The organism is Tunturibacter gelidoferens, from assembly GCF_040358255.1.
In the GTDB taxonomy this organism is placed as follows: Bacteria; Acidobacteriota; Terriglobia; order Terriglobales; family Acidobacteriaceae; genus Edaphobacter; species Edaphobacter gelidiferens.
The window spans coordinates 462,571-488,391 of sequence record NZ_CP132938.1 but is presented as its reverse complement, the minus strand read 5'-3'; the positions used below and the strand labels follow the sequence as shown (position 1 = coordinate 488,391).

Annotated in this window: 22 protein-coding genes; 12 read left to right on the top strand and 10 right to left on the bottom strand. The window is 57.1% G+C overall.

All coding sequences use genetic code 11. The features are described 5' to 3' along the window. Nucleotides 1-91: 91 nt before the first annotated feature. The 10 genes from RBB81_RS02625 (at nt 92) to RBB81_RS02580 (ending at nt 13,213) form a co-directional block, all read left to right on the top strand. Complete coding sequence (locus tag RBB81_RS02625; RefSeq protein WP_353072621.1) at nt 92-943, top strand: oxidoreductase; 852 nt, start codon at nt 92-94, stop codon at nt 941-943. Beyond that, on the top strand, nt 940-1,566 hold the full coding sequence (locus RBB81_RS02620; RefSeq protein WP_353072620.1) for an HAD family hydrolase: 627 nt from the start codon (nt 940-942) through the stop codon (nt 1,564-1,566). Before RBB81_RS02625 ends, RBB81_RS02620 begins: the two co-directional genes overlap by 4 nt. Before the next feature lie 170 nt (nt 1,567-1,736). Continuing rightward, on the top strand, nt 1,737-3,284 hold the full coding sequence (gene zwf / locus RBB81_RS02615; protein ID WP_353072619.1) for a glucose-6-phosphate dehydrogenase: 1,548 nt from the start codon (nt 1,737-1,739) through the stop codon (nt 3,282-3,284). 124 nt (nt 3,285-3,408) lie between these two features. Continuing rightward, entirely contained in the window at nt 3,409-4,206 is a 798-nt protein-coding gene (gene pgl / locus RBB81_RS02610; RefSeq protein ID WP_353072618.1) for a 6-phosphogluconolactonase, read from the top strand. After that, nucleotides 4,207-5,253, top strand: a complete 1,047-nt coding sequence (glk, locus tag RBB81_RS02605; protein ID WP_353072617.1) for a glucokinase — start codon at nt 4,207-4,209, stop codon at nt 5,251-5,253. Between the two features lie 248 nt (nt 5,254-5,501). Then, nucleotides 5,502-6,329: a methyltransferase domain-containing protein gene (locus RBB81_RS02600; RefSeq protein ID WP_353072616.1), complete on the top strand. Its 828-nt coding sequence runs from the start codon at nt 5,502-5,504 to the stop codon at nt 6,327-6,329. A 57-nt stretch (nt 6,330-6,386) separates the two neighbouring features. Further along, nucleotides 6,387-9,080, top strand: coding sequence for a M1 family metallopeptidase (locus RBB81_RS02595; protein ID WP_353073886.1), 2,694 nt, complete (start codon nt 6,387-6,389; stop codon nt 9,078-9,080). 258 nt (nt 9,081-9,338) lie between these two features. Next, nucleotides 9,339-9,530 (top strand): PExPT-CTERM protein, encoded by a 192-nt coding sequence (locus RBB81_RS02590; protein WP_179586392.1) that lies wholly within the window; start codon nt 9,339-9,341, stop codon nt 9,528-9,530. Nucleotides 9,531-9,593: 63 nt separating this feature from the next. Beyond that, the gene (gene xrtJ / locus RBB81_RS02585) at nt 9,594-11,252 is read left to right on the top strand and encodes an exosortase J (RefSeq protein ID WP_179586390.1); all 1,659 of its coding nucleotides are present in this window, start codon (nt 9,594-9,596) and stop codon (nt 11,250-11,252) included. Between the two features lie 32 nt (nt 11,253-11,284). Then, a complete protein-coding gene (locus RBB81_RS02580; protein WP_353072615.1) occupies nt 11,285-13,213 on the top strand; it encodes an NHL repeat-containing protein in 1,929 nt (642 codons plus the stop codon). 81 nt (nt 13,214-13,294) lie between these two features. On the opposite strand, the gene RBB81_RS02575 is transcribed toward RBB81_RS02580, so the two are convergent. The 9 genes from RBB81_RS02575 to nadC all read right to left on the bottom strand — a co-directional run bounded on the left by RBB81_RS02575 (nt 13,295) and on the right by nadC (nt 22,986). After that, nucleotides 13,295-14,485 carry an alpha-galactosidase gene (locus RBB81_RS02575; RefSeq protein ID WP_353072614.1) on the bottom strand — a complete coding sequence of 397 codons (1,191 nt, stop codon included), beginning with the start codon at nt 14,483-14,485 and terminating at the stop codon, nt 13,295-13,297. A gap of 119 nt (nt 14,486-14,604) precedes the next feature. Continuing rightward, nucleotides 14,605-15,114, bottom strand: coding sequence for a GNAT family N-acetyltransferase (locus RBB81_RS02570; protein ID WP_353072613.1), 510 nt, complete (start codon nt 15,112-15,114; stop codon nt 14,605-14,607). A gap of 66 nt (nt 15,115-15,180) precedes the next feature. Further along, nucleotides 15,181-15,456 (bottom strand): hypothetical protein, encoded by a 276-nt coding sequence (locus RBB81_RS02565; RefSeq protein ID WP_183791313.1) that lies wholly within the window; start codon nt 15,454-15,456, stop codon nt 15,181-15,183. A gap of 26 nt (nt 15,457-15,482) precedes the next feature. Beyond that, nucleotides 15,483-18,311: a ComEC/Rec2 family competence protein gene (locus tag RBB81_RS02560; RefSeq protein ID WP_353072612.1), complete on the bottom strand. Its 2,829-nt coding sequence runs from the start codon at nt 18,309-18,311 to the stop codon at nt 15,483-15,485. A gap of 48 nt (nt 18,312-18,359) precedes the next feature. Next, nucleotides 18,360-19,658, bottom strand: coding sequence for a 23S rRNA (uracil(1939)-C(5))-methyltransferase RlmD (gene rlmD / locus RBB81_RS02555; RefSeq protein ID WP_353072611.1), 1,299 nt, complete (start codon nt 19,656-19,658; stop codon nt 18,360-18,362). Continuing rightward, a complete protein-coding gene (locus RBB81_RS02550; RefSeq protein ID WP_353072610.1) occupies nt 19,655-20,371 on the bottom strand; it encodes a hypothetical protein in 717 nt (238 codons plus the stop codon). Before RBB81_RS02550 ends, rlmD begins: the two co-directional genes overlap by 4 nt. A gap of 56 nt (nt 20,372-20,427) precedes the next feature. Then, nucleotides 20,428-21,249, bottom strand: coding sequence for a type III pantothenate kinase (locus RBB81_RS02545; RefSeq protein ID WP_353072609.1), 822 nt, complete (start codon nt 21,247-21,249; stop codon nt 20,428-20,430). 26 nt (nt 21,250-21,275) lie between these two features. Beyond that, nucleotides 21,276-22,094 carry a biotin--[acetyl-CoA-carboxylase] ligase gene (locus RBB81_RS02540; protein ID WP_179586372.1) on the bottom strand — a complete coding sequence of 273 codons (819 nt, stop codon included), beginning with the start codon at nt 22,092-22,094 and terminating at the stop codon, nt 21,276-21,278. 7 nt (nt 22,095-22,101) lie between these two features. Then, the gene (gene nadC, locus RBB81_RS02535; RefSeq protein WP_353072608.1) at nt 22,102-22,986 is read right to left on the bottom strand and encodes a carboxylating nicotinate-nucleotide diphosphorylase; all 885 of its coding nucleotides are present in this window, start codon (nt 22,984-22,986) and stop codon (nt 22,102-22,104) included. Nucleotides 22,987-23,576: 590 nt separating this feature from the next. Between nadC and RBB81_RS02530 the strand changes: the two genes are divergently transcribed. After that, the gene (locus tag RBB81_RS02530) at nt 23,577-24,488 is read left to right on the top strand and encodes an IS1595 family transposase (RefSeq protein ID WP_353072607.1); all 912 of its coding nucleotides are present in this window, start codon (nt 23,577-23,579) and stop codon (nt 24,486-24,488) included. Nucleotides 24,489-24,626: 138 nt separating this feature from the next. Here the strand turns inward: RBB81_RS02530 and RBB81_RS02525 are convergent, their stop codons facing one another. Next, a complete protein-coding gene (locus RBB81_RS02525; RefSeq protein ID WP_353072606.1) occupies nt 24,627-24,785 on the bottom strand; it encodes a hypothetical protein in 159 nt (52 codons plus the stop codon). 90 nt (nt 24,786-24,875) lie between these two features. On the opposite strand from RBB81_RS02525, the gene RBB81_RS02520 reads away from it, so the two are divergent. Continuing rightward, nucleotides 24,876-25,799: a hypothetical protein gene (locus tag RBB81_RS02520; RefSeq protein ID WP_353072605.1), complete on the top strand. Its 924-nt coding sequence runs from the start codon at nt 24,876-24,878 to the stop codon at nt 25,797-25,799. Nucleotides 25,800-25,821: the final 22 nt, after the last annotated feature.

Below are 25,821 nucleotides of genomic sequence, written 5' to 3'. Positions count from 1 at the left end.
GGCGTCGGGATGATCGGGGCTGCTGCAACGCTCGAACGGGCTCTTCCATTGATTCAGCACAAGAACGTAGCCTTTTGGAGTACTGGAGATCATGACTGAATCGATTCAACGTGTCTGGTTTATCACGGGAGCATCGACCGGTTTTGGCCGTCTGCTTGCGGAAGAGGTTCTGAGGTCAGGCGGCAAGGTGATTGCGACTGCTCGCAAGCTGGACAAGGTTGCAGATCTTGAAAGACAGTATCCGCGAAGTGCAAAGGCTTTGGCCTTGGATGTCACGGATGCCGGCCAAGTGGATTCGGCTGTGACGCAGGCCTTTGCGCAGTTCGGACAAGTGGATGTGCTGGTCAACAACGCAGGTTACGGAGTTGCTGGCGCGATTGAAGAGGTCTCGGAGGCGGAGTTTATGCCGATGTTCGAGACCAATGTCTTCGGCCTGTTGAAGGTGACGCGGGCGTTTCTGCCTCATCTGCGCAAGCAACGGAGCGGACATATTCTGAATCTTTCGTCGATCGGCGGCCTGATTGGCGGGGCGGGGATCGGGATGTATAACGCGACGAAGTTTGCTGTTGAAGGGCTGTCCGAGGCTTTAGCGGCAGAGCTTGCGCCGTTGGGTATTCGCGTTACCGTGATTGAACCTGGCCCGTTTCGTACCGACTTTCTAGGTCGCTCCGGCGTGATTGCGAAGACTAAAATTGCTGATTACGACCAGACGGCCGCGAATATGCGGAAGTATTTTGTGGAGAACGACGGCAAGCAGGCAGGTGATCCGCTGAAGGCTGTGCAGGCTATGATCCGGGTCGTCGAATCTCAGGATCCACCGCTTCATCTTTTGTTGGGCCGTAGCGCCCTGCAACGATTCAAGGGCAAGCTCGACGGCTGGCAGAGAGAGATTGCCGCCTGGGAGCAGGTGACTGTCGGAGCAGATTTTGCGGAGGGTGAGTGAGTTCTTCCTCGTACATCAAGACGATCTTCTGGGACATCGGCGGAGTCCTGCTCACGAATGGGTGGGACAAAGACGAACGTACGGAGGTTCTGTCTCGGCTCGGTGTTGATCTGGTCGATTACGAGTCGCGTCATGAAGAAGCGAACCAGTACTGGGAACGGGGACTGTCGACGGCAGAGCACTTCTTCAACGTAACGGTGCTGAATCAGAATCCGAATCTGACCTTTGCTGAGCTTTGGCCGCAGGTTTGTGCGGAGAGCAAGATTCTTCATCCGGGGAGCTTCGATATTCTTGGAGAGCTTGCTACGTCGGGAAGGTATGCGCTGGCCACGCTCAACAATGAGAGCAGTGAGTTGAACGAGCATCGTCTGGATGCGTTTCGGCTGCGGCCCTTTTTCGACTACTTTATCTGCTCCGGCTACGTGCATGAGATGAAGCCGCATCCCGGCATCTATCGGGCTGCGATCGAGATCTCGGGCCATCTTGCGGAGACCGCGTTATTTATCGACGACAAGCTTGAAAACTGCAATACCGCGGAAGCTCTCGGCATGCAGGCGATTTGTTTTGAGTCACCAGCTCAGCTGAGAGATGAGCTTGCACAACTTGGCTTACGAGCCGCATAAGGAAGGAAGATAGATGGAAGTGGGACCTTCGGTGGTCACGGCTTCAAGAAGTCGTAGTTTTGCCGGATGTGCGAGGCGGTGTAATCGACGCCCCGCATATACCTTGAATTTCATTAGCCAGACAGGGTTTTATCGTCGGCACAGCATGGAAGGTTTGTGAGGAGAGGATTATGAGCACGAGCACAGTACCAGTTGGCGTTTCGGCAGCGGCGGCGGATGCCACCAAGAAGGGCGAGCGCATTCCGGAGCCCTGCATTGTTGTTATTTTTGGAGCTTCGGGCGATCTCACCAAACGGAAGCTTCTGCCGGCGCTTTATCACCTGGACCAGTCGGGTCTTTTGCCGAAAGACTTCGCCGTGGTTGGAGTGGCGCGTCGCGATCTCAGCGCAACGTTTGGCCCGGACATGAAGGACGGGATCATGAAGGGCGGTGGTGTTGAGGAGAATGATCCAAAGCTGAAGCCGTTTATGGATCGTATCTCGTACTTTGCGACAGAGTTCGATGACGATGCGGGCTTCGATAAGTTGAAGGCGCATCTGGCGGAGTTGGATGACAAGTTTCACACCAGGGGCAATCGCCTGTTCTACCTCGCGGTCGCGCCGGAGTTTTTTGCGGACATCACGCGCCGGTTGGGCAAGCACGGCATGGCGAGACCCGAAGCTGGAGATAAGCACTGGGTACGGGTGATCATCGAGAAGCCTTTCGGCACTGATTTGGAGTCCGCGCGCCAGCTGAACGATGAGATCAACGACGTGCTGGCCGAAGATCAGATCTTCCGTATCGACCACTATCTCGGTAAGGAGACGGTTCAGAACATTCTTGTCTTCCGCTTTGGCAATGGGATCTTCGAGCCGGTTTGGAATCGCAACTTCATCGACCACGTCGAGATTACGGCTGCTGAGTCGATCGGTATTGAAGGTCGTGGGCCGTTTTATGAGAAGGCCGGCGCTGTTCGCGATGTGCTGCAGAACCATGTGATGGAGGTTCTCTCGTTTGTGGCGATGGAACCACCAGACTCGTTTGAGGCTGAGGCGGTGCGTACCGAGAAGCTTAAGGTCTGGCGCGCGATTGAGGGCATTCCTGTCAACAACACAGTGCGCGGGCAGTATGGTCCGGGCAAGGTAGATGGCAAGGAGGTTGTTGGCTATCGCCAGGAAGATCGTGTGTCGCCGACTTCGAGCACCGAAACCTTTGCTGCGATCCGCTTGGAGATTGAAAACTGGCGCTGGGCTGGCGTGCCGTTTTACCTGCGTGCTGGGAAGCGGCTGGCAAAGCGTGTGACAGAGGTGACGATCGTCTTCAAGCAGCCACCGCTGCACCTGTTCAAGTCCAACAGCAGTGAAGACAATATTGCTCCGAACATCATCAAGATGCGTATTCAGCCGGATGAGGGGATCTCGCTGCAGTTTGGCGCGAAGGTTCCTGGGCCGACTACCAATCTTGCGCAGGTGAACATGGCGTTCAGCTATGCGGATGCGTTCGGCAAGTCTTCGGCGAACGGGTATGAGCGGTTGTTGCTGGATGCGATGCTGGGCGATGCGACGTTGTTTGCGCACCGCGATGGCGTGGAGGCGACCTGGGCGCTGTTTACGCCGATCCTCGAGGCGTGGGCCAAGGTTGAGGGCAAGCACTTCCCCAACTACGCGGCTGGCTCCGAGGGGCCGGACTGCGCGGATGAGCTTCTGGCGAAGGATGGCCGGAAGTGGGTGGAGCTGTAGGGAACAGCAGGTTCATCGGTCATGCATCAAATGTTCGGCTGGACTCCGGAGCGTGTGAAACTTGTTCCGGAGTTCGTCCGTTTCAGGGTTGTTGGTACTTCCACTTCATCGTTGCGAGAGTCTTATGCCCCGTCCAGTTTCGGTTACGTATCGCGTATCGCCAACACCAGCAGCCACGGCTCGGGCCGGTGCGCAGCTCTTTACCGAGGCGGCGGGGAAGGCCGCTGCGTCGCGTGGAATGGCTCGCATCGCCATCTCCGGCGGCACGACGCCCAAAACCATGTTCGGTCTGCTGGCGGACCCGGCGGAGCCGTTTCTCAAGCAGGTTCCGTGGGACAAGCTCGATCTCTACTGGGTCGATGAGCGCTGCGTGCCACCTGACAATGCGGAGTCGAACTATCGCATGACCAAGGAAGCACTGCTCTCGAAGGTTCCACTGCCGGCGGAGCGCGTTCATCGGATGGAGGGGGAGCTTCCGCCCGATGTTGCTGCGGCCCGGTACGAGTCGACGATTCGAAATACGTTCAAGCTCGAGGGCGCAGAGACACCTACGTTCGACCTGGTGCTGCTGGGTATGGGCGACGACGGGCATACGGCCTCGCTGTTTCCACATACGGACGCGCTGAACGAGATGAGCCACATCGTGGTGCCAAACCACGTTCCACAGAAGGATACGTGGCGTATCACCTTGACCTGGCCTGTCATCAATCAGGGGCGGGAGGTGGCGTTTTTGATCGAGGGCATGGGTAAGGCGCAGGTTCTGCACGATGTTTTCCTTGGGCCATACCAGCCGGAGGTTCATCCCTCACAGCTGATTCGACCGGCCAGCGGACAACTGACCCTCTTGCTCGACTCAGCTGCAGCGGCTAAGCTGCCTGCACCGGCGAATTCGGATTCGACCGGAACTTTGGAGCTCAAATAGATGATTCTCGCTGGGGACGTTGGTGGAACAAAGGTTCATCTTGCACTGTACGACTTCGCCAATGGGCGTTTGCACCCGATCCGCGACCAGAAGTTCCCGGCGCATGAGTTCGCGAGCCTGGATGACGTGGTTCACAAGTTTCTGGCCGGAGACGGGACCAATGCGACGCAGGGAGAGGATATTTTTGGGGCTTGTTTCGGTTGTCCGGGGCCGGTCCGCGATGGGCGCCTGAAGCTGACGAACCTGCCGTGGACGCTGGATACGCGCGATCTGGTGAAGTCTCTTTCGATTCCTCATATCTCTCTGATCAATGACCTTGAAGCGAACGGTTATGGTATCCCGGAGCTTGCGCCCGAGAGCATCTTTACGCTGCACGAGGGCGACCCCGAGGCTACCGGACATGCGGGCCTGATGGCTGCGGGGACAGGGCTGGGCCAGGCGCTGCTGATCTGGGATGGTCAGAAGCACCGCCCGATCGCGTCTGAGGGTGGCCACGCCGACTTTGCGGCGCGGAGTAATCGCGAGATTGCGCTGCTGGAGTACTTGCGCTCTATGCTGAAGGGACGGGTGAGCTGGGAGCGGGTGGTTTCCGGCCTTGGCATCAAGAACATCTACTCTTTTCTGCGCGATGTTGAAAAGATCGCCGAGCCGGGGTGGCTGCACGACCGGATGCAGTGTGAGGACCCGAACGCGGTGATCGGGGAGTGTGCCGAGGACGGTTCGAGCTCGCTGTGCTTTGAGACGATGAAGATCTTCACTGGAGCGTATGGCGCTGAGGCGGGCAACATCGCGCTGCAGGTGCTTGCGACCGGCGGGATGTACCTTGGCGGGGGGATCGCTCCGAAGATTTTGAAGACGTTGAAGAACGGGACCTTTACCCAGGCGTTCATCGACAAGGGGCGGTTGTCGCCACTGGTTGAGTCGGTTCCGGTTCGCGTGATCCTAGATGATACCTGCGCCCTGCTGGGGGCGGCGGCTTATGCTGAGGCTCGCGCGTCGGAAAACTCGGGTTATTCCGAACGTGCTGCTTCTGTTAAGGCCCACTGAAGGCTCTCGTGAGGAACCACCGGAGGCCGCTCGAATTTGCTTTTATTTTAAGGAGGATCTTTCGCTTTCGGGGGCTTGACAGAATGTGCGCGGGATGAAATTTCTGAAATATGCTTTCTTTGCGAAGAAGATTGAGCCAGAGGAGAGGGCCTGATCCCGAAGATATTCGGGCTCTTCGACTTCTTTTTGTGGGGCAGATTTCCCTCAAGCCGTTTTCTCTCAAGCCGTTATACTGATCGCGGACCATCTTGCCCACCACTTCTATCACCTCCTCCGAAATCTCGTCGCAACAAATCCTCGATGCCCTATCTTCCGAAGACATTGCAGTAGCTTCGCTACCAGCGTTTCCCTCGCCGGCGTTTGCGGACGGGCTCGATTTTTCGCAGCGCGCCAATCTGATCGAATGGATGGATCTGCCGTGTCCTTATGAGGAGCTTCGCGCGTGCCTGCATGATATTGCCCGCGTCAATCGGCTCACGTTCGCGCAGCGGCCTACGCTTAGGTGGCTGGAGGGGTTGGTGGCTGCGTATCCTTCGGCGGCTCCGCTGCGCGTGGTGGATGTTGGGTGCGGCTATGGCGATACGCTGCGGATGATCGATCGATGGGCGGCCAGGCGTGGAGTTCGCGTAAGGCTGACGGGTATCGATCTCAATCCGGATGCGATTCGCGCCGCGCGGGAGGCGACTCCGTCGAGCCAGCAGATTGAGTGGCTGGTTGGGGATGCGCTGGCCGATCACACTCAAGGACCTATCGATGTCGTCCTCTGTTCCTTGTTAACGCACCACCTGACCAATTCGCAGATCGTGCTGTTTTTGCGTTGGATGGAGCAGACGGCGCGGCGCGGATGGTTCATCGACGATCTTCATCGCAAGCCGGTGCCGTATCACCTCTTTCGGCTGTGGGCGCGGTTTGCGAGCTGGCACCCGTTTGTGAAGAACGATGGGCCGGTGTCGATCCGGCGCAGCTTTGTCGTGGAGGACTGGCAGAGGCTGTGCGCTGCTGCAGAGGTTGCCGCGGAGACTGTCTCAATCACGGAGCACCGTCCGGCGCGGCTTTGCGTGGGACGTGTTAAGTAAGTTGCCAGCGAAGCCGCTCTTTATAAAAACACTTCCATCGTTTCGAGGCCCTCTTTGATGCTCGTTCGTGACTCTGCTTCTATTCTTTGTGCTTTTGCTCTCTTTGTTTTCACACCCGTTGGAGTGCAAGCGCAGCGGCTACCCGTCGACGTCCACCCGGAGCACTATGGGCTGATGGTAACGCCGGATTTGAAGTCGGCGACCTTTAGCGGCGAAGAGACGATCGATGTTGTGCTGGATGTTCCCAGCAAGCGAATCACGCTGAATGCGGCGGAGCTTAAGTTTGGCGTGGTGAAGTCCTATGTTCTGCCTGTGGCTGCGTACTCGTATGGCAAGCTGGGATCGCAGCCGAAGTCGCTGAACCCGGTTGAGGCGGATCGGCATCCGCAGAGCGCAACTGTGACTCTTGACGGCGAGAAGGAGCAGGCCACGTTTAGCTTTGCCGAGGAGCTGCCCGCGGGGAGAGTCACGCTGGCGATTCGCTATTCGGGGGTGCTGAACGATAAGCTGCGGGGGTTCTATCTTTCGAAGACTAAAGCGCGCAACTATGCGGTGACGCAGTTTGAGCCTACCGATGCGCGACGCGCGTTTCCAGGCTTCGACGAACCTGCGCTGAAGGCTACGTATGACATTGCGGTGGTCGTCGATAGCGGCGATACGGCGATCTCGAACTCGAACATGATCTCGGATAAAGCGGGGCCGGTGGCGGGTAAACATACGATTCGGTTTGCGACGACGCCGAAGATGTCGACCTATCTGGTTGCGTTTCTGGTGGGTGACTTCAAATGCACGGAGGGCAAGTCGGATGGAGTGCCGATTCGTGTCTGTTCGACGCCTGACAAGGTGGAGCTGACGAGGTTTGCGCTGGAGTCGGCGAAGTACGTTCTGCACTATTACGACACTTACTTTGGAATCAAGTATCCGATGTCGAAGCTGGATATGGTCGCGCTGCCAGACTTTGAAGCGGGCGCGATGGAGAACTTCGGGTGCATCACGTATCGCGAGACCGACCTGCTGGTGAATGCGAAGACCGGCGATATTCCCGAGAAGAAGCGGGTTGCGGCGGTGGTGGCGCATGAGATGGCGCATCAGTGGTTCGGCGATATGGTGACGATGCAGTGGTGGGACAATCTGTGGCTGAACGAAGGCTTCGCGAGCTGGATGGAGACCAAGCCGGTGGCCGTGTGGCACCCGGAGTGGAACTTTGACCAGGATGACGCGCAGGGGCTGAACGAGACGCTGAATCTCGATGCGCAGAGGACTACAAGAACGATTCGCGCGACGGCGAATACTCCGGATCAGATTAACGAGATGTTCGACGGGATTGCGTATGGCAAGGCCGGGGCCGTGATCGGCATGGTAGAGAACTATCTGGGGAAGGAGGTCTTTCGGCAGGGAGTGCATAACTATCTGCAGGCGCATCTCTATGCGAATGCGACCGCGGAAGACTTCTGGAGTGCACAGACGGCGAACTCGCACCTACCGGTGGATAAAATCATGTCGAGCTTTGTGACGCAGCCTGGGGTGCCGCTGCTGACGTTCTCGGAGCGGCAGGCTGGGAGCGTCCCGGTGAGAAAGAGCAGGTTTTTTCTGTCCGATGATGAGGCGAATCGGCCGGTGGACGGGCGAGTGCAGGAGTGGACGGTGCCGGTGTGTCTCAAGACGACTGGCGAGCCGATCTGCCGGGTGCTGACGCCAGGGGACTCCAGCCTCCCCCTGCCAGTGGATGCTGGGTTGCCGTTCTTCTATAGCAATGCTGCGGCAAAGGGGTACTACCGGACGGCGTACACACCGGCGCAGTTCAGCGCGATTGATGCGAAGGCGGAGAGTTCGATGACGCCGCCGGAGCGAATCGGTCTGCTTGGGGATCGCTGGGCTCTGGTGCAGTCAGGGCAGACAGATGTGGGGGATTTTCTAAATCTGGTAATGGCCCTGAAGGGAGACTCCAGTGCGGGTGTGCTCGATACAGCGCATCAGGCGATCGAGAAGATTGATTCGGATATAACGAGTGACGCGGATCGCGCTGAGCTGGCCGCAGTGCTGCAGCGGCAGTTTGGGCCGGTGTATTCGGCGCTTGGGAGTCCGGTGAAGAAAGAGTCGTTCGATCGGCAGCAGCTTCGTGGGACCCTGTTTGAAATGCTGGGGGAGGCTCATGACACCGCCGTTCTGGCCGAGGCGCAGCGACTGACTGCACGGGTCTTCGCGGTGAACAATGAAAAGGATAAGACGCTGGATCCGACACTAGCGGACGCGGCAGTGCAGGTGAGCGCAGCCAACGGCGACGCGGGGCTTTACGATAAGGTGCTTGCGGTGAGCAGAAACTTCAGCGATCCCGGACAACAGACCGATGCGCTGCGGCTGCTGGCGCGGTTTCGCGATCGTTCGCTGGTAAGACGCACGCTCGACCTGATCGCCTCGGGAGAGGTTCGAAATCAGGATAGCTGGACCATGTTGGCGGAGCTGCTGCGCGATCGCGAGACCCGAGATCAGGCCTGGGGATATATGCGGCAGAACTGGGAGAAGGTGAGCGCTCAGTTTACGGTGTCGTCGGGGGCTGAGGTGGTGGGAGCCACGGGGGCCTTCTGCACGGTCAAACAGAGGGACGAGGTGACCGATTTCTTTGCTATCCACAAGGTTGCGGCGGTCGAACGGACCCTTGCAAAGGCTGTTGATAGTATCAATGACTGCATTAAATTGCAGTCAGTTCAGGAGTCGAGGTTGCATGCCTGGCTTCAGCTTCAGCCAAAATGACGAAAGCGCGGTCTGTACAACTTAAGTCCAGGTATAACTGGGATATAGCGATTCAGCTGCCGCCTGTGGAGAAAGAATGGGCAAGTCCTTTGGAGCGTCTGTTTTGCGGCAGGACGTCGGCGAAGCCGCCATGGTGTCTGCGAGACTTTGTAGACAGGCGGTGAAAATGATCAGGGTACCCAAAAGTGTTATGAAGTGGAAGTCATTCTGCGTTGACTTTCAACTTTCGTAACGGTACCTTCCCAATTGAGGACACCAATGAAGAAAACCTGTTTCTTACTAGCCGGCATCGCCCTCCTCTCTTCCGTCGCCCTTCCGCTGCACGCTCAAGACGGTTGCGTGAACTCTCCGGAAAATCCGACAGCGATTCTTGCTGTCGTAGGCTCCGCAGGTGCATTTTTCGTTTCGGTACGTGCTCGCATCAAGGCTCGTCGTAACTCTTCCAAGTAATGCGTCACTGGGACTTGCCACCTAATACTCCCCTGGTGCGCTGCCTGGATCAATAAGACCTGTATGTCGACGTTACCTGCTACCGCTGAAGTCAGCCCACTCCGATCGGCTGGAGCGGAGGGGCTGGGCTTATCACGGGCTGCAGGGCTCGCGGCGATTGTCGCGGTGCTCGGTCTATCCACCATTTTTTCGACCGTGAGTGCTCTTTGGAACCTCTGGACCACGGACGCCCTTAAGTCGATCGGGATGTTCATCCCGCTGGTCAGCTTTGTGCTGGTTCTGCGGGCGTGGCGCTCACTTGGATGGGAGATGAAGGGCAGCTGGTGGGGCCTGGTTGTTCTGGTCGTCACGGCCGCGGTCGTGCATATCCGGGACCAAGCGGTGTTGGTGTTTGTTTTTTCGCCTAAATGGTCGGTTTACGTGCCGCCGCACTCGCTTGTTGCCTTCGCGTATGGCGCTGGGGTGGTCCTGCTGTTTGGTGGCACACGTCTGTTCCGGGCATCACTGTTTCCGCTCGTTCTTCTGTGGTTTGTCAATCCGATTCCTCACATCTTCAACGTGTTTGTCGATCTGCCGTTACAGCGCGCCTCGGCTCACGTCGCTCGCGCGTTCGCGATTGCGTTGGGCCAGCCGCTGAGCCCGGATCAACTGCGGCTGATGTTCACTCCGGAGTTTGGCATGTTCATCGCTCCAGGGTGCAATGGCATTCGTGGCGCCGTTACGATGGGGTTCATTGCGCTTATTGCCGGCTATGTCTATCGTTTCCGATGGTATGCGCATGCTGCGGTGGTGGCCGGTGCTGTTCTGCTGGGTTACGTCTTCAACTTCGCGCGCCTCTGCATTCTGGTTCTTTATTATCTGGTCGCGTTGCGCATTCCCTCCCTGCGAAGCAAAGCCGAGATGGGGGATTACGTCATCGGCGCGTGCCTCTTTCTTCTGGGGACCTTCCTGCTGTTCTACGTGGTGCGCCGTTTGAGCGAATCGCCGGGCCAGATCAAGCCCCCTGCGCTGACTTTGCTCCACTCGGACGGCGGAGTTGCAGGACGCTCCTTCTATCTTCGTTTTTTTGGAATGCTTGCGCTGGTATTGTTCAGTTGTTATGGAGTCGCGCGCGCTTATGTAAGCACACACATGGGTAGCGCGGCTGCTCAGAGAAGAGCCGATGAGAACGCGCCCGGACAGTTTCCCGAGCGTATCGGGAGCTATACTCTGGCGCGCACCTGGAATGAGAATTTATTCACGGGTCCCCTGATCTATCACTGGGCCGAGTATGCTCCGGCGGATGGCGGGGCTCACGTGTCGATCGGGGTTTCGCCGGTGATGGGGTCTCACGATACGCTCATCTGCCACTCTGCGCGGGGGGAGGATCCGATCTGGCGGGACCAGCTCTCGATGCCCACTGCGAACGGTGCGGTTGGTTTTTCGGGCTCCTTTTTCAACGATGGTGCGACCCAATCGCTTGAGGCGACTACCATCTGCAATAGCGGGTCGTGCGGAGAATATTCGAGCGACCGCACTCACTTCGGCTTTGTCTACAGCAAGCCGACCTCTCAGTCTCTGCTATCTCGGGAGACCCAGCGTCCCATCCCCATCCTGCTGAAGGTTGAGACGATAGACACGACGCTGCCGGTGGATGTGGCGCGTCAGCAGTTGACGACGGCTCTTCGCTCCTTTCTCGGCTCGGTGGATCTGGACGGACTCACGAAGCCTTACCGACAGTAACTGCATCCACCTTTGATATTCTTGGCCCTCCAGTGAGATTACTTTTGCGCAACTTTCAGGGATTTTTCAGCGCGGCGATGGCGGGGGTTCTGGCTTGCTCGCTTGCGGGATGCGGTGGCGGTTCGACCCCGACCACTCCTCCGCCGGTCACTCCACCTCCTGTGACTCCACCTCCGGTCACTCCGCCCCCAGTAGTCACCAATCCTGGTGTGAGTTTTTCAGGAAAGGCGATGGCGGGTTCTCAGCCGATCGTAGGAGGGACCGTCCAACTGTATGCTGCCGGAACCGGAGGGAATGGCTCCGCTTCGACCGCGATGCTTACGAGCACACTCACCACCGATGCCGCGGGAGCGTTCACTGTGCCCGCGGGTTATGCCTGTCCCCTCGCCGCGTCACAGATTTATGTTCTCGTGCGCGGTGGGCAGGTGGGAGGCGCTGTCGCTAATCCAGCCATTACACTCGCCAGCGCACTGGGCGCCTGCAACCAGATAGCCGCCGCGTCTCAGTTCGTGGTCAACGAGGTGACGACTGCCGTTACTGCGTGGGGACTGGCACAATTCTTTGGCACGGAAGGTAATCTTGGAGCGAGTTCGACTAACACACAGGGACTCGCCAATGCGGTGGCTACGGTTGCGAATCTCGCGAACCTTACAACCGGAACCTCGCCGGGCGCGGCCTTTCCGATGACAGGTGTCTCTCCGGCAGCGAAGATCAACGCCGTTGCCGATCTGCTCAATAACTGTACGGCCACGGCGTCAGGGTGCGGCGCACTCTTCTCTGCGACTACACCCAATGGAGGAACGGCTCCAGACAATACGCTGGATGCGGTTCTGAATCTGGTGCGTAATCCGGGGAGCAATGTTGCCATGTTGTTTGGGCAGCTTCCCTCGAGCGGCATGCCTTTTACACCAGTGCCCACTGCGGTTCCGGCGGACTGGACGCTGCACATCAGTTTCCATGGCGGGGGTATCGGCGATGGTGTGCCGCTGGACAGTAAGGCGCCGTCCGGCCTCGGCGTAGACGCTGCCGGCAATCTTTGGGTTGCGACCTACTCGGGCATCGCGGCTGAGTTTTCGACGACGGGCACTCCTTTGTTTCCGACCGGCATTACCGGTGGCGGTCTGAGCCACTCGGATGCGCTTGCTGTGGACCCGCAAGGGAACATCTGGATACCGGATGGGGCAAGTGCTGCGGTCAATGGCGGTTTTGGCAGCGTGACTGAGCTTAGTTCAAGCGGCCAGATACTCTCAGGCGCCACCGGATATAGCGCTGGAGGGATCAGTTATCCGACGGCGATCGCAATTGATGGAAACGGCACCGTGTGGATCCCCGACTATGGAAACTCGCGAGTCACCCTGCTCTCGAGCACCGGTCAACCGCTCTCGGGTACAAACGGATATGAGTCGCTGCAGTTCAGCTTTCCGCTTGCGGTTGCACTCGATTCTAATCATTACGGGTGGGTGGCGAATTCTGGCAACGATACCGTGAGCAAGGTCTCTGCTGATGGGAGTCAGATTGCGAGCTTCCCGAGTGGCAGCGGGCCGGACGGCATTGCGGTCGATCAACGCGGTTATGTATGGGTTGCGAATCAAATTGGTAACAGCATTACTGAGCTTGCGAATGATGGAACCGTGGTTTCAAGCGGCTATAGCGATAACAAAGCAAGCATCCTCGCGCCGCAGGGTCTTGCGATTGATGGATCGGGTCATGTATGGGTTGCAAACCTGCATAGTCACACGATTACCGAGCTGGCAGGTTCGGTTGCGGCTTCGCCCGGAGCGATTTTGTCTCCGACTGCAGGCTATGCGTCGGACGCTGGATTCACAGAGGCGTATGCGATTGTGGTTGATGCCAGCGGCAATCTCTGGGTGACGGACTTCAATAACGGCACTCTTACTGAGATCGTTGGACTGGCGACGCCAGTGAAGACTCCTGTTCTGGGACCGCCTCAGATACCTTAGCGCGGCAGGTCGATTACGAAAAATTGAGGCTACCGCTTGCGACGATGCGGGGCGGTAGCCTCTTCTACGATTGATTCGAAGCTATGGTTTGATCGTCAGCATCACCACGCCATGGCTGGGTACGTCGGCGGAGTAGCCACCGCTTTGTTTGCCGAGGTCGTTAGCACTCCACAGATTCCTTACGGAGACAGAGAGAGCATCGGGATAGCCGATGTCGGTCCATGCTACGGCGATCTTCGCGGCGGCCGGGCTGCGGTTGAGAAGTACGACGGCGCGGCCGCCATCCTGCAGCTGCTTTGACCAGATCTCAAGGTCGCCGGTCTTCTTTACTCTGTGTGCCTGGCGTCCGAGCGGATCCTGATCGATTCCGATGACCTCTTTGTTCAGCAGGATCTCTTTGGTGTCAGGCGACATGCTTGAGATGTCGTTGCCCGCCAGCAGAGGTGCCGAGAACATAGCCCACATGCTGAAGTGGGCGCGATACTCCTCCTTTGTCATGCCGCCGTTGCCCACCTCGAGCATGTCGGGGTCGTTCCAGTGTCCGGGACCGGCGTAGGTCTCCAATCCATTCATCTGGTCAATGATCTGGGTCACGCCGTTGCCGCCCCAGTCTTTCTTGCAGTCCCAGCAGTCCTGAATGTCGCCCGTGGCGCGCCACAGGTTTCCGATCGATTCCGCCCACAGCCATGGCTTGGTCGACCCCCACTCACAGATGCTGAAGACGATCGGTCGTCCGGAGTCGGCGAGCGCGTTGCGCATAAGGGTGTAGGAGGACTCGCTGTTCTGTCCGGGGAGCGTGTTGCACCAGTCTTCTTTGAGGTAGTCGATGCCCCAGTTCGCATATTGCTTTGCGTCCTGGTATTCGTGGCCGATGCTACCGGGACGCTTGGCGCAGGTCATTGTGCCGACGTCGGTGTAGATGCCGAACTTCAGGCCCTTCGAGTGAACGTAGTCGGCCAGCGCCTTGATGCCTGAGGGGAAGCGCTCTGCGTCGGCGACGATATTGCCCGAGGCGTCGCGGCCAGTCTGCCAGCAGTCGTCGAGGATGACGAACTGATAGCCGGCATCCTTCATGCCGCTGCTCACCATAGTGTCCGCGGTCTCGCGTACGACTTTTTCGTTGAGATCTTTGCAGCCGAACTTGTTCCAGCTGTTCCATCCCATCGGCGGGGTCTTCGCAAGGCCGTTGTCGAGAGCCCGCCCAAGGGCTGGCATCATGACGACTGCCATCATCACCAAACACATTTTCACAACAAAACGATTTCGACCCATTGCAAAGCACTCCTCTTCGGAACATGCGCGATTGATTCTGCGAGTTCCACGAAATTCTAACCTTTGTATGGAAGCAATCACATGACTTGGAATTGCGGGAGTTCGATGTTACCGGAGGATTAGCCCACGGGTAGCTTCTTTTCGTAGCAGAGAAAACGGAGGCCTGGCCTGAACTCGAGGGTGATCTCTCCGGCGAGCAGGTAGCCCAGCTTCGGAAAGAGCCGCTGTGTCGCTTCGTTCTGGGTGTTGGTGTCGACGCGGAGGGCGGTGATGCCGCGTTCGACTGCGACCTCTTCAGCTTTTTGCATGAGCGCGCCAGCCGCCCCCAGACCACGAAATGCCGGATCGACCGCGAGTCGGTGCACTACGACTGCGGGTTCGTTGATGTCCCACCCAACCTGGGTATAGTCAGGCTCCTGGTCCATCGTGATTGCAGCGACGCCGGCGATGCTACCGTTCACCTCTGAGATCCAGAGTTGGTTCAGGTCGATGTCGCGCTGAAAGACAGCGTCGTTTGGGTAGGTCTCGTCCCACTGCAGATTTCCTGTCGCGCGCATCAGGGGAACGACGCGCCGGACGAGACTCATCAGCGCTGGTAGATCATGTTGTGTTGCCAGCCGGATCTCCATCGTCTTCCCAGCGTAACAGGAGCGGCGAAGCGGAGTTTTGTGGTGGTGAATAGCGTTGGGTTGAAGCTACATTATTCGAAAGCGTTCGCGCATGAGGCGTTGGAAGCGAGGACGCCAGATGAGGTCATAGGCCAACTCTTTGCCTGGGAACATGGCTAAGGCAGCCTTTCTGCTGTCCGCGATCATCTGGGCTGCCTCGTCCACCGTCAGCGACCCGTCCTGTGCGATGACCTGCATCACCATGTTCATCATCATCTGCATTCTGCGGATCAGCTTCTGTTCTTCTGCCCGCTCTTCCGCACTGATCACGACAGCCTCAGCATTTGGCCCATTCAACTCCATCGAAACCTCCCGATCAAGTCAGCTACTCATGGATTAGACGCATCGACAAGCTCACGGATTTTTCCATCCCTTCCGAGCAGGAATGTGGTTAAGCCAAACTCATCCGTTCGATACAGCTTAGTCCGAGCCTCCGAAATTCGTTCGATCACTTCGTAGCGGGGGTGACCAAATGTATTCCCCCTGCCGACCGACACAACCGCGTCTTTTGGAGCGGCAGCATCGAGGAATTCCTGGGTCGTCGAGGTACGGCTGCCGTGGTGGCCGACCTTCAAGAGTGTGACGGGTGCGATTCTCTTAAGTGCGAGCATCTCGCGTTCACTCGGGGCTTCGGCATCGCCCTCCAACAGCACGGACGAGTCGCCGTATTGCATCCGCATCACCAGCGAATCGTTGTTTACGGGCTCTCTAGGGTTGGCGTAATCGGCCTCGGGCGCGAGCATCGTTATTTGCGTTCCTCCCCAGGCAAGCTGGGTGCCTGCGTAAAAGTGGCGCACAGTGACTCCAAGATCTTTTGCTTCGGCGAGCAGCGAGCGGTAAGCATCCGAGTTGGGATCGATGCTGACCCATAGTTCGCGGGGGCGAAAGTTGCGAAGGATTGCGGGCATTCCGCCCATGTGGTCGCTGTGGGCATGGCTCAGAGCGACCACATCGAGCCGACGAAATCTGCGCGACCAGAGATATGGCGACACAACCTCTTCGCCAACGTCGAAACGGCTTGTTGCCTCTGCGGCCTCGGTGACTCCGCCGACGGGGCCGCCTGCATCGATCAGCATCGTCGCTCCGTCCGGGGCCACGATAAAGATAGAATCGCCCTGACCGACATCGATCGCCGTCACCTCCATCATGCCTGGTGAGACAATCGAGTGCTCCGGCCACAGTACGATTAAGGCCACGAGCGGCAGCGTGACGACCGCAGCCCACGCCCAGTTGCGGGATCGTCGCACGGCCCAGCAACAGAAGGCCCATGCAACTACTGCCAGGAGAGCGACCCACCAGGCGGGAGCGGGGACGCGCAGATCGGCTGCATGAAATGCGCTGACGCGTCCTATTACTCCCTTGACGCCGTGGAGCAGTAAAGACGTCATCGCCCCAGGCAGCAAAGCGAACCATGGGCTGACGAGGGAGGCGCAAAAGGTGACGACCGCGGTTGGAGCGAGAACAGCAACAAGTGGCACGCTCAACATGTTGGTGGGGACTGCGAACATCGTTGCGCGGTGAAAGTAGACCGCCATCGGCAAGACCATCACCAACTCAGCGACTACGCCTATCAGCGACAGCTCCAACGCCCAAAGGAACCAACGGACAGTCAACGGTAAGAGTCGCCTGGACCAGTGACCCAGCAGGTTGGCAATCGCCTCGCTACCCATTCGCAGCATCAGCCGAAACTGCGCTACCCGAGGGGGAAGGCCAGAATCGAGCCACTTATCCCACAGGTGCTCCGCAGCTCGGGCGTAGGGGAGGAAACTGCGCTCGCCTAGCGGAATCGCGATGCCGCCGATCGCGACGATCGCAAGAAACGTCATCTGAAAGCTGGCTTCGAATAAGGCGTTTGGAGACAACACCAGTACTGCCATCGCTGCCGCGCCCAAAGCATTAAGTACGTTGCGGTCTCGGCTCAGCAGACGAGCCAGAAGAAAGACGGTAGTCATAAAGAGAGCTCGCTGTACCGGAGCGGCAAAGCCGGTCAATAGCGCGTAGCCAAACGTCAAAACAATGGTGAGCAGTGTTGCGAGCAGGTCGCTCAACTTGAGCCGGCGAGCCAGCCAAAAGACAAGGCCTGCAAGCAAACCGACGTGCATTCCGGAGACGACAAAGAGATGAAACGATCCTGTGCGCTCGAAGCCTACACGCTGCGTTTTATTGAGGCCTGCCCGGTCGCCAAACAACATCGCGTTGAGCATCCCGGCATCGTCCTGGTTGAGCCGTAGGATCTCCGGAAGTCCACGGTTCGCCTTCGAATGAACATAGCCAAGCACGCGCCCAGAGGCCCAATTCTGTGCAGTGAAGATCTTGCACTGCCATTGTGCCGCGTAATCGGACTTGGCAGCCGCAAGCTCTGAACTGGCTTGGGAGAGGATGGAGACCTTCGAGACGCGCACGCTGGCATGAGCGCCAATCCCTTGCGCAAGCAGATAGTCAGAGTACTGCCATGCTGCCGGGTCGCGGTAGTACTCGGCCACCTTCATTCTCATGGGAGCCTGCACCAAATCGCCACACTTCAGTGTTGGAAGAGGTCGAACAGCGGGTGCAAGAGAACCTGTCGGGGCAGCGTTTTGCACTGCAGGCTTGTCAGGGAGGACATTCATTCGCGCACCACCTGTGACAGGCGCCATCCACGCGACGTCCGGCGTTACCTCCTCCACTGCATCGACTTGAAGATCGACCGAAAGCGCGCCGATTGCCGCTGCCTCCTCGTTCTCCTCTTTTTCTGCCCACCAACCTGTTTCCTTATCCTGATCCGAGTTTCCCTGTTGGGGGACCAGCTCGCGGACCCGTACGACGCGTCCTCTGACTTGCCGGCTCAACCCATCTGCATACGTTTTCAGAGCGTGTTGAGTAGGCGGAGCGGGCTGCACCTCTGCGCAGAAAAGACCAAGCGCCATCCAGACGGCTGCCAGAGGGACGATTGCGATCCGGAGAGACCATCGCAGGCTCGCCAGCGTCAGGGCGCACAACAAGGACATGGCAAGGAACAGCATGACCATCGGCGCGTGATTCCGTGCTATCACTTCGCCCAGCGCGAACCAGCAGACCGCCGTCAAAAGAGGAGCGCGACGGAATGCGAGCGTGGGAAGGCGTGCGACCGCCTTCGGCCAGAGATCAGGGTTCGGCTCGTTCGTTCTTCCGGTCTTCAATGCTCTGCCTGCTGACCGCACTTACCAACCATTTCATCACAATTGTGGCTAAGTTTGTCTGCGCAAAACCACGATCGTCTCCAGATGAAACGTCTGAGGAAACAGGTCAACCAAGTGCAATTCTTCGAGCTTGTAGCCCGCGTCGACCAGCATCTTCAGGTCGCGAGCCAGAGTCACAGGATCGCAGGAGACGTAGACGATCTCGGGGGACAAAATCCGCGCCAGGAGCGAGCAAACCTCAGCCCCAACGCCGGCCCGTGGAGGGTCCATGACGATCAATTGAGGGCGTTCCCGCTGCACCACTGCGTTCCGGAGAAATTCAACTGTGGTTGACTCGATGGCGCGTCTGCCTGTTCCTTTGAAGGAGTTGATCAGATCGGCACCGGCTGCCTCGACTGCTACGACTTGCTGGAATGTTTTCGTCAGTGCTCGAGAAAACAATCCCACTCCGGCATACAGATCCCACGCCAGTAACCCTTGGCGATTCGTTGCGACAATTCTAATAAGTTCATCGATGAGAAAGCGGTTGATCTGGAAGAAACTGCCGCGGCTCACCCAGTAGTCTTCGTTTTCTACCTGATAACTCAGGCCCTGTGTTCCCCAACTCTCCAGGGGACGCGGCTTCTGTATTTGTCGCTGTGGGCCAGAGGGTTTGAGAAGAGCGCTGCCAGCCCCGACCAGTTCTGGCACGAACTGTCTCATGCGCTCGCATAAGGAGGTCAGGCCGAGCTGATCCTTCCGAACCAGGATGGTCATCTGCATCTTGGCTTCGTCGGCGGTCGTAAAGAACTCTACCTCTGCGGCACTGCTAAGCCATCTTCTATCAGCAGGATTCTCGGTCGCTAATTGCAAAAGGCTCTGGGTCGCGCGCCATAGCAACGGCGCGGTGATGGGACACTCTTGAATTGCAAGAAACTCATTGGTGCCGCGCCGGTTATAGCCAGCTCTCAAGGTGGGGCCCACCTCTTCGAGCCGTAAGCGCATACGATTTCTGTACGCCCAGGGAGGCGCGGCATGGCTCTGGATCTCAGGCAGCGTCTTCAACCCGGCACGTTCCATTGCCTCCTGCATGATGGATACCTTCATCTCTACTTGTGCGGGATATTGGGCGTGCTGGTAGTGACATCCGCCGCATTCTCCGAAGTGTATGCATGTTGGTTGGACACGGTTTTCCGAATCCTTCAGGACCCGCAGTAGGGAAGCTTCCTCAAAGTTCTTTTTTTGCTGACGAATCTCAACCTCGACCAGTTCGCCCGGTAGCACGAAGGGTACAAAGATCGATTCGCCATCGGCCTGATGGGCAAGGGCGGCTCCGCCGTAGATCGCCTTTTCGATTTGTAACTTCATCCGTGACTCATATAAAAGAGACTGAGGCGAGGTAGTTTGCGTGCTTCCAGCAATCGCTTCTGGAGAAACTGTTGCTGCACCTGTTTAATTTGAACGGCCTTCATCTTGCTGCGGTAGGGTGCAAGTTCGCGAGTCGCTTGTTCGCGCAGGGAGACCAGCTCGTCCTCCGGTGCGGCCGTCAGTAGAGCTGCGAACATCTTCTCTTCGAGAACGCTAAGGGTTCGGTCGAGCTCTTCAAGCGAATGCGCCGGTTCAACCCGCAGACCCGCGGCCAAGGCTCGGAGTCTGCCTGCAACTTCTGCTGCTGTTGAATCAGCGGGGGGAGACAGCTTCGCCGACTCGATAGAAACAGCATTATCTTCAAGGTAACGTCCGACTCGTGCTGCTTCGAAGCCGGTGTCTGCGGCTTGGGCCGCAGTGGTGGGGGCAGCACCGATAGAGGCTTCCATCACCTGCTCCACGGCCTCCAGCACACTCTGTGCGCACCATGCAAGGCCATTCACCCTGCGGATCCTTCCGGAGGCGCGCAGAGCCTTCGCATCATGTCTGTCGAAGGCGTTGTCGATTCCGCGTAGCACGGCATCCAGAGGCACGCCGGCCTCCCGCCAAGTCTCGATCAGCGCCCAGTCTAGGGTCGACAGCATCAGGAGCGAGCCCCGACGCTGCTGAAACCGCTCCTCGATTTCAGTAAAGTAGTTGAAGTAGTTCTGCATTCGCTCTTCTACAGCTTAAGCCAGCGCAGACGAGTGTGCCTAAATGTACTTCCTGGTTAGGTCCCACGCTTTTTATGTCGGTCGAGATTGCGCTCGTAGATCAGGCGCAGGCCGGTAAGGGTCAGCATCTCGTCTACTGCTCCGATGTACTTCGATCCGCTGGCTATGAGCTTCGCGAGGCCGCCGGTGGCAACGGTTTTAGTCTCGGGTCCCATCTCGGCGATCATGCGTTCGAGGATGCCGTCCACAAGTCCGATGTAGCCGTAGTAGAGGCCGATCTGAATGTTGTCGACAGTGCCTGTTCCGATGACCTTCGCGGGTTTCTTGATATCGATTCGCGGTAGGCGGGCGGCACGCGAGAATAGTGCGTCAGCGGAGATACCAAGTCCGGGTGCGATTGCGCCGCCGAGGAACTCTCCTTTTTTGGAGAGCACATCGAAGGTCGTTGCCGTACCCATATCCACTACGATGCTGGGCCCTCCGAAACGCTCGAAGGCCGCGATGCAGTTGACGATCCTGTCGGCTCCGAGCTCCGCGGGGTTATCAGTCAAGACAGGGATACCAGTCTTCACGCCAGGTTCGACGAAGATGGGCCTCACATGAAAGTAGAGCTCGCAGACCTGACGCAGGGTTGAGTCCAGGGGAGGCACCACCGAAGAGATGGCGATGCCGTCGACGACTCCGATCTCGAGTCCCTTCAAGCCGAAAAGATTGCGCAGGAGAATGCCGAACTCATCGCTGGTCTGTCTCGACGAGGGTGTTGTGATTCGCCAGTTCGCCACCAACTCTGGGCCCGTTGCCGGGGTCGTTGCTTCGTTCGCTAGCTGGTAGAGCCCGAGAACCGTGTTGGTATTGCCCACATCCATTGCAAGTAGCATGGTCCGAATCTCCCACCCTGTTCCGTCTAGAACGGACGAACTCCGCCGGAGAGTACGGTATGCAGCTCTCCATCATCTCCTGCAACACGCAAAAAACCTCGCGGGTCGAGCCCTGTCGTCACGCCAGTATAGCCGCCGTCCTCGTCAACTCGAACGTGTTTGCCTCGCACCCAGGTTGAGGCTCCCTCAAATCTCTCTAGTAGCCGGGGGTGACTGGAAGCTCCGCGTAGCTCGTCTTCGAGAAGGTGGATCTCTTGATCGAGAGCGCTTAGGAGCTCGATCAGTACGGGTTCGCGTGGATACGGATCTCCGCTTTCGCGGCGTAGAGAAGTGGCGAAGGGTTCAATTTCTTCTGGGAAGGTGCGGTGATTTACGTTGATGCCAATGCCGATGACGGCGTACCGCAGCATCGTCGGGGCGTTCGACTGCGACGGGACGGCGGAGGTTTCGACGAGGATGCCGCCGCATTTTTTCTCACGGAGGAGAAGATCGTTGGGCCAGCGAATGTCGGACCGAAGACCGGTGACGGCAGCGATGGCTGCTCGCGCCGCGAGGCCGGTTGCGAGGGACAGCCAGAGTGCGTCGACGAGTGCCATCGTTGGGCGCAGGAGGACGCTGAGGTAGAGACCATCGCCGGGTATGGAGTGCCAGATGTGGCCGCCACGGCCTCGTCCGGCGGTTTGCTCATCCGCGACCCACACGCTGCCATGCGATGCACCTGCTTGCGCGGCTTCAAGCGCCAGCAGATTCGTGGAACCGACCGTTGGAAGGTGCTGCAAATGGCCTGCGAAAGAGGTGCCGGCGAGAGCAGCTTCAACAGAGGTTAGATCGAACGAATCAGCCACTCAGTCCTCAGTAGATGTCTGCGGTAATGCGCATGCTCAGATCGACAGCGGCCGCTGAGTGCGTGAGTGCGCCAACGGAGACGAAGTCCACTCCCGCTAGAGCATAGGCGCGCACCGTCTTTAGATTCATGTTGCCGGAGGCTTCGACGGGGACGTTTGGCAGGGTGGCGCGGATCTGCTTGATCGCTTTCTTTACCTGCGAGGGCGTCATGTTGTCGAGCAGGATAGAATCCGCGCCGCCCGCGATGGCTTGGTCTAGTTCTGTCTGGCTGCGGACTTCGACCTGCACGACCTGGCCTGTCTTGCGGCGTTCGAGTGCGCGTTCTAGCACTGCTGGAAGGCCGCCGCCGAGTGAGATGTGATTGTTCTTAATGAGGATTCCGTCTTGCAGGTCGAGACGATGATTGACGCCTCCGCCGCAGCAGACCGCGTACTTATCGAGAACGCGCAGGCCAGGTATGGTTTTGCGTGTGTCCAGGACTTTTGTTTTGGTGCCGGCGACTGCTTTTACGAACTCGTTGGTGAGGGTTGCGATGCCGCTCATCCGCTGCATGAGGTTGAGGATGACGCGCTCGCAGGAGAGGATCGCTGCAGCGTTATGACGAATAACGGCGAGGGTTTGGCCCTTCTTCACGCTTACGCCGTCGAAGATTTCGGGGTGGCTGATCACTTCGAAACGGCCTACGGGAGCGGGGGACATCTTGGCGAAGATATCTAGAAATACGGGGATGCAACCTAGTCCGGAGACGACGCAGGCCTGCTTGGCGATGATGGTTCCGGAGGCGCGGAGATTGGGTGGGATGGTGAGAGCGGTGGTGACGTCGTTGGCGACTTTGTCTTCAGCCAGGGCAGCTTCAAGGATGGTGCGAATCCGTTTGCTCTTCCAGTCCATTCTCTAATCCTAAACCTCTTAATTTTGCAGAAAAAAATCCGGGCGTGGTGACGGGGAGGTTTTTCCTGTTTTTGGGCTATTTTCGAGAGGGTTTTGGGAAAGTGGGTGTTTTGGCGTGGTGTTTTGATGGTGAGATCGTGGTGGTTCGCTGGTGAAACGTGGTGTTTTGGATGCGTGCTTTTGGGGGACGGAAAATACGCCAAGTTTTTTAGAGATTTTTCAATGATTATCCCTTTGACTTAGGATCACAATAAGTGCATTATGTATTGCATGGAAACACAAGGGAATATTCTGACCGACCTGATCGCTGTCATTCATTCTCTGGCTTTAGAGAATCAGGCAGCAAAGCACATTCTGGAGAACTACACGCGGGACGGGGAGAACTGGAGACGGCTCGTGGGCGAATGTACCCAGATGAGGGAAATAAAACTCCCGCTTCGTCAGCAATTTGAACCAGCATATCAAGCCGCTCTTGCGGCGTCTGCCACTGGTAATGCGGATCAGACTCTTGCGTTGCTTCAAGAAATAGTCGCAGAAATTCGTTCTCGGGAGACGCCTCGAAACGGGCCTCAGAAACGGAATACATCACTATGAATCTCTACTCTCTAGCCAAGAAGTTCGGGACTGAAGAAGCCGCTCTACTGCACCTAATCAAGATGCGTTGGCCGAATGGTGTAAGGTGCTTGGCCTGCGACCATGACAAGGTGTATCTGATCGAAACCAAGGGTAAAACTGGTAAGGTGGCGCGGTTGTTTGAGTGTGCTGACTGCGGCTTGCACTTCTCTGCCACCACAAACACGCTGTTCCATGACTCTCATTTGCCTTTGACCAAGTGGTTTGCCGCTATCTCGCTTATGGTGGATGGCAAAAAGGGTATTTCAGCGAGTCAGTTGGGCCGCCACATTGGAATGACCTATAAAACCGCTTGGCATGTCTGTCACCGTATTCGTGAGGCGATGCAGGAACCAAAGTCTTTCAAGATCGGCGGCGAGTCAGTAACGGTTGAGATAGACGAGACATTCGTGGGCGGTCGTAAGCGTGGGGTTGGCGTAAAAGCTGGACGCGATGCCAAGACAATCGTTATTGGGATGGCTGAGCGAAGCGGACGCATTCATTTGAAAACTGTGAAGAGTCGGCTTGCCAAGGACATGAAGCCAGTGATTGATGACAAACTCAGATCAACCACCAAAGAAGTCGTAACGGATGCTTTGCGGACATATCAGTACGTCATACCAAAGGAAAAGCACAACCGAACGAGTCACAAAGAAGAATTGAACGATAAGAACTGGACTTCGACACAGACGGTAGAGAATGCCTTCTCTCTATTCAAACGGGGCATCATCGGAAACTATCACCAACTCAGCCGCGAACATTTGGACCGCTATCTTGGAGAGTTTTGCTGGCGATACAACCGTCGGAAGATGCAGCCTTGGTTGTTCGAGATGACCCTAACCAACATGCTCAATAAGAAACCGCTGCCGTACAAAGATCTGACTTTCTAATCACAATTTGGTTCGGCGTGCGGTAGGACCCCGCGCCATCCCATTGCAAACCCACGGAAGCGTTGCAAAGCGCAAGTGGACGTATAGGGGTGGAATAACGCGTCTCTTAGAGCTACAGCAATGTAGTAAGCCGCACGCCTACTTCTTTCTGTCCATTTTCTGGACGGTCTTCTTGGCTTTCGCCACCTTCTCCGATTTGATCTTCGCGCTAATCTCTGCCTTAGAGATAGGCTTCATTTCGAGCATTCGGCGCAATACCGCGTCAAATTTGTCTTTGTTTACGGTTATGTCCTTCATTCGATTATTCTAGGCGTGGTGGTGCCTTCGTGGTATTCGTGTTTCATATTCCACCCTTGGTCAAATATAGAGCGGGAGGTAGGCTGCTGTATGGATGAGCAACAAGGCCAGCCCAGCGAAAATGATAGTAGACGCTCCCAAGATCCAGTAGTCTCGGGCAGTGTTACTTCTGGGGTCGATAAAATTCGCCAAACTGAATACAGAAACACAAGTGCAAATGAACCCCAACATGTACAAGATGGCCTGATAAAAAGGTATTGGAATCGATTCGCCAACGGCGGCGGCGATAGGATAGTGGAGCTTATTTTGGCCGCTGCTATTACCTTTTTTGCGGCTGGTCAATGGTTCACTAGCTGCGAAAATAATGCCGCAACCACGGCACAAACCTCCCAACTCATCTCTGCGGCACAGATCAACGCTTATGCGTCTACTCAAAACATGCAAGCTTCCCGAGACTTCGCTAAAAGCGCCCAAAGTATCAACATTGGAATTGAAAAAGCTGTCGGAAATCTGAAACGGCAAGCTATCGACGCTGAAGAAGCTAGAGAGTCCTCGGAAAATGCTTCTAATAGGGCTTTGAATGCCTCCATAGAGTCTTCTCGGATAGACCAGCGGGCTTGGATATCCGTGAAAAGCGTGAAATTGACGACGGCATATTCCGAGAATGTTCCTGGGGAAGCTACTGTTGCGATAGCGAACACAGGAAAAACTCCCGCGCTGAATGTCGGGATATCCATAGGGAACGTTTCCGTGGGCGCTACCAGCCCGGATCTCAGGATAGTCAAAGGAAATAGGACTGTTCAGCCCCCGGGAGACAATGGGAACGCTCTTTTCCTTAGTATTCCCCCAACACCCAGCGGGAGGAAAATCTACCTCCGCTTCGCTATTGATTATTGGGATGTTTTCCAAAAGCCTACTGACCGACCACACACCACTAGTTTTTGTGGTTACTACCCGTCTACTCAGCCGCCCTTCTTCTTCAATTGCCCTGATGTAACTACGGAAATGGAATAACGTGGCAACATTCAGCGCTAAC

What these genes read in the sequence shown, in the direction of transcription:
- pgl (WP_353072618.1), top strand. Translation starts at nt 3,409, where the DNA reads ATGCCCCGTCCAGTTTCGGTTACGTATCGCGTATCGCCAACACCAGCA.
- nadC (WP_353072608.1), bottom strand. Translation starts at nt 22,986, where the DNA reads ATGGACTGGAAGAGCAAACGGATTCGCACCATCCTTGAAGCTGCCCTG.
- RBB81_RS02590 (WP_179586392.1), top strand. Translation starts at nt 9,339, where the DNA reads ATGAAGAAAACCTGTTTCTTACTAGCCGGCATCGCCCTCCTCTCTTCC.
- RBB81_RS02565 (WP_183791313.1), bottom strand. Translation starts at nt 15,456, where the DNA reads ATGGAGTTGAATGGGCCAAATGCTGAGGCTGTCGTGATCAGTGCGGAA.
- RBB81_RS02575 (WP_353072614.1), bottom strand. Translation starts at nt 14,485, where the DNA reads ATGGGTCGAAATCGTTTTGTTGTGAAAATGTGTTTGGTGATGATGGCA.
- RBB81_RS02530 (WP_353072607.1), top strand. Translation starts at nt 23,577, where the DNA reads ATGAATCTCTACTCTCTAGCCAAGAAGTTCGGGACTGAAGAAGCCGCT.
- RBB81_RS02625 (WP_353072621.1), top strand. Translation starts at nt 92, where the DNA reads ATGACTGAATCGATTCAACGTGTCTGGTTTATCACGGGAGCATCGACC.
- rlmD (WP_353072611.1), bottom strand. Translation starts at nt 19,658, where the DNA reads ATGAAGTTACAAATCGAAAAGGCGATCTACGGCGGAGCCGCCCTTGCC.
- RBB81_RS02595 (WP_353073886.1), top strand. Translation starts at nt 6,387, where the DNA reads ATGCTCGTTCGTGACTCTGCTTCTATTCTTTGTGCTTTTGCTCTCTTT.
- RBB81_RS02545 (WP_353072609.1), bottom strand. Translation starts at nt 21,249, where the DNA reads ATGCTACTTGCAATGGATGTGGGCAATACCAACACGGTTCTCGGGCTC.
- glk (WP_353072617.1), top strand. Translation starts at nt 4,207, where the DNA reads ATGATTCTCGCTGGGGACGTTGGTGGAACAAAGGTTCATCTTGCACTG.
- RBB81_RS02520 (WP_353072605.1), top strand. Translation starts at nt 24,876, where the DNA reads ATGGATGAGCAACAAGGCCAGCCCAGCGAAAATGATAGTAGACGCTCC.
- RBB81_RS02570 (WP_353072613.1), bottom strand. Translation starts at nt 15,114, where the DNA reads ATGGAGATCCGGCTGGCAACACAACATGATCTACCAGCGCTGATGAGT.
- zwf (WP_353072619.1), top strand. Translation starts at nt 1,737, where the DNA reads ATGAGCACGAGCACAGTACCAGTTGGCGTTTCGGCAGCGGCGGCGGAT.
- RBB81_RS02525 (WP_353072606.1), bottom strand. Translation starts at nt 24,785, where the DNA reads ATGAAGGACATAACCGTAAACAAAGACAAATTTGACGCGGTATTGCGC.
- xrtJ (WP_179586390.1), top strand. Translation starts at nt 9,594, where the DNA reads ATGTCGACGTTACCTGCTACCGCTGAAGTCAGCCCACTCCGATCGGCT.
- RBB81_RS02550 (WP_353072610.1), bottom strand. Translation starts at nt 20,371, where the DNA reads ATGCAGAACTACTTCAACTACTTTACTGAAATCGAGGAGCGGTTTCAG.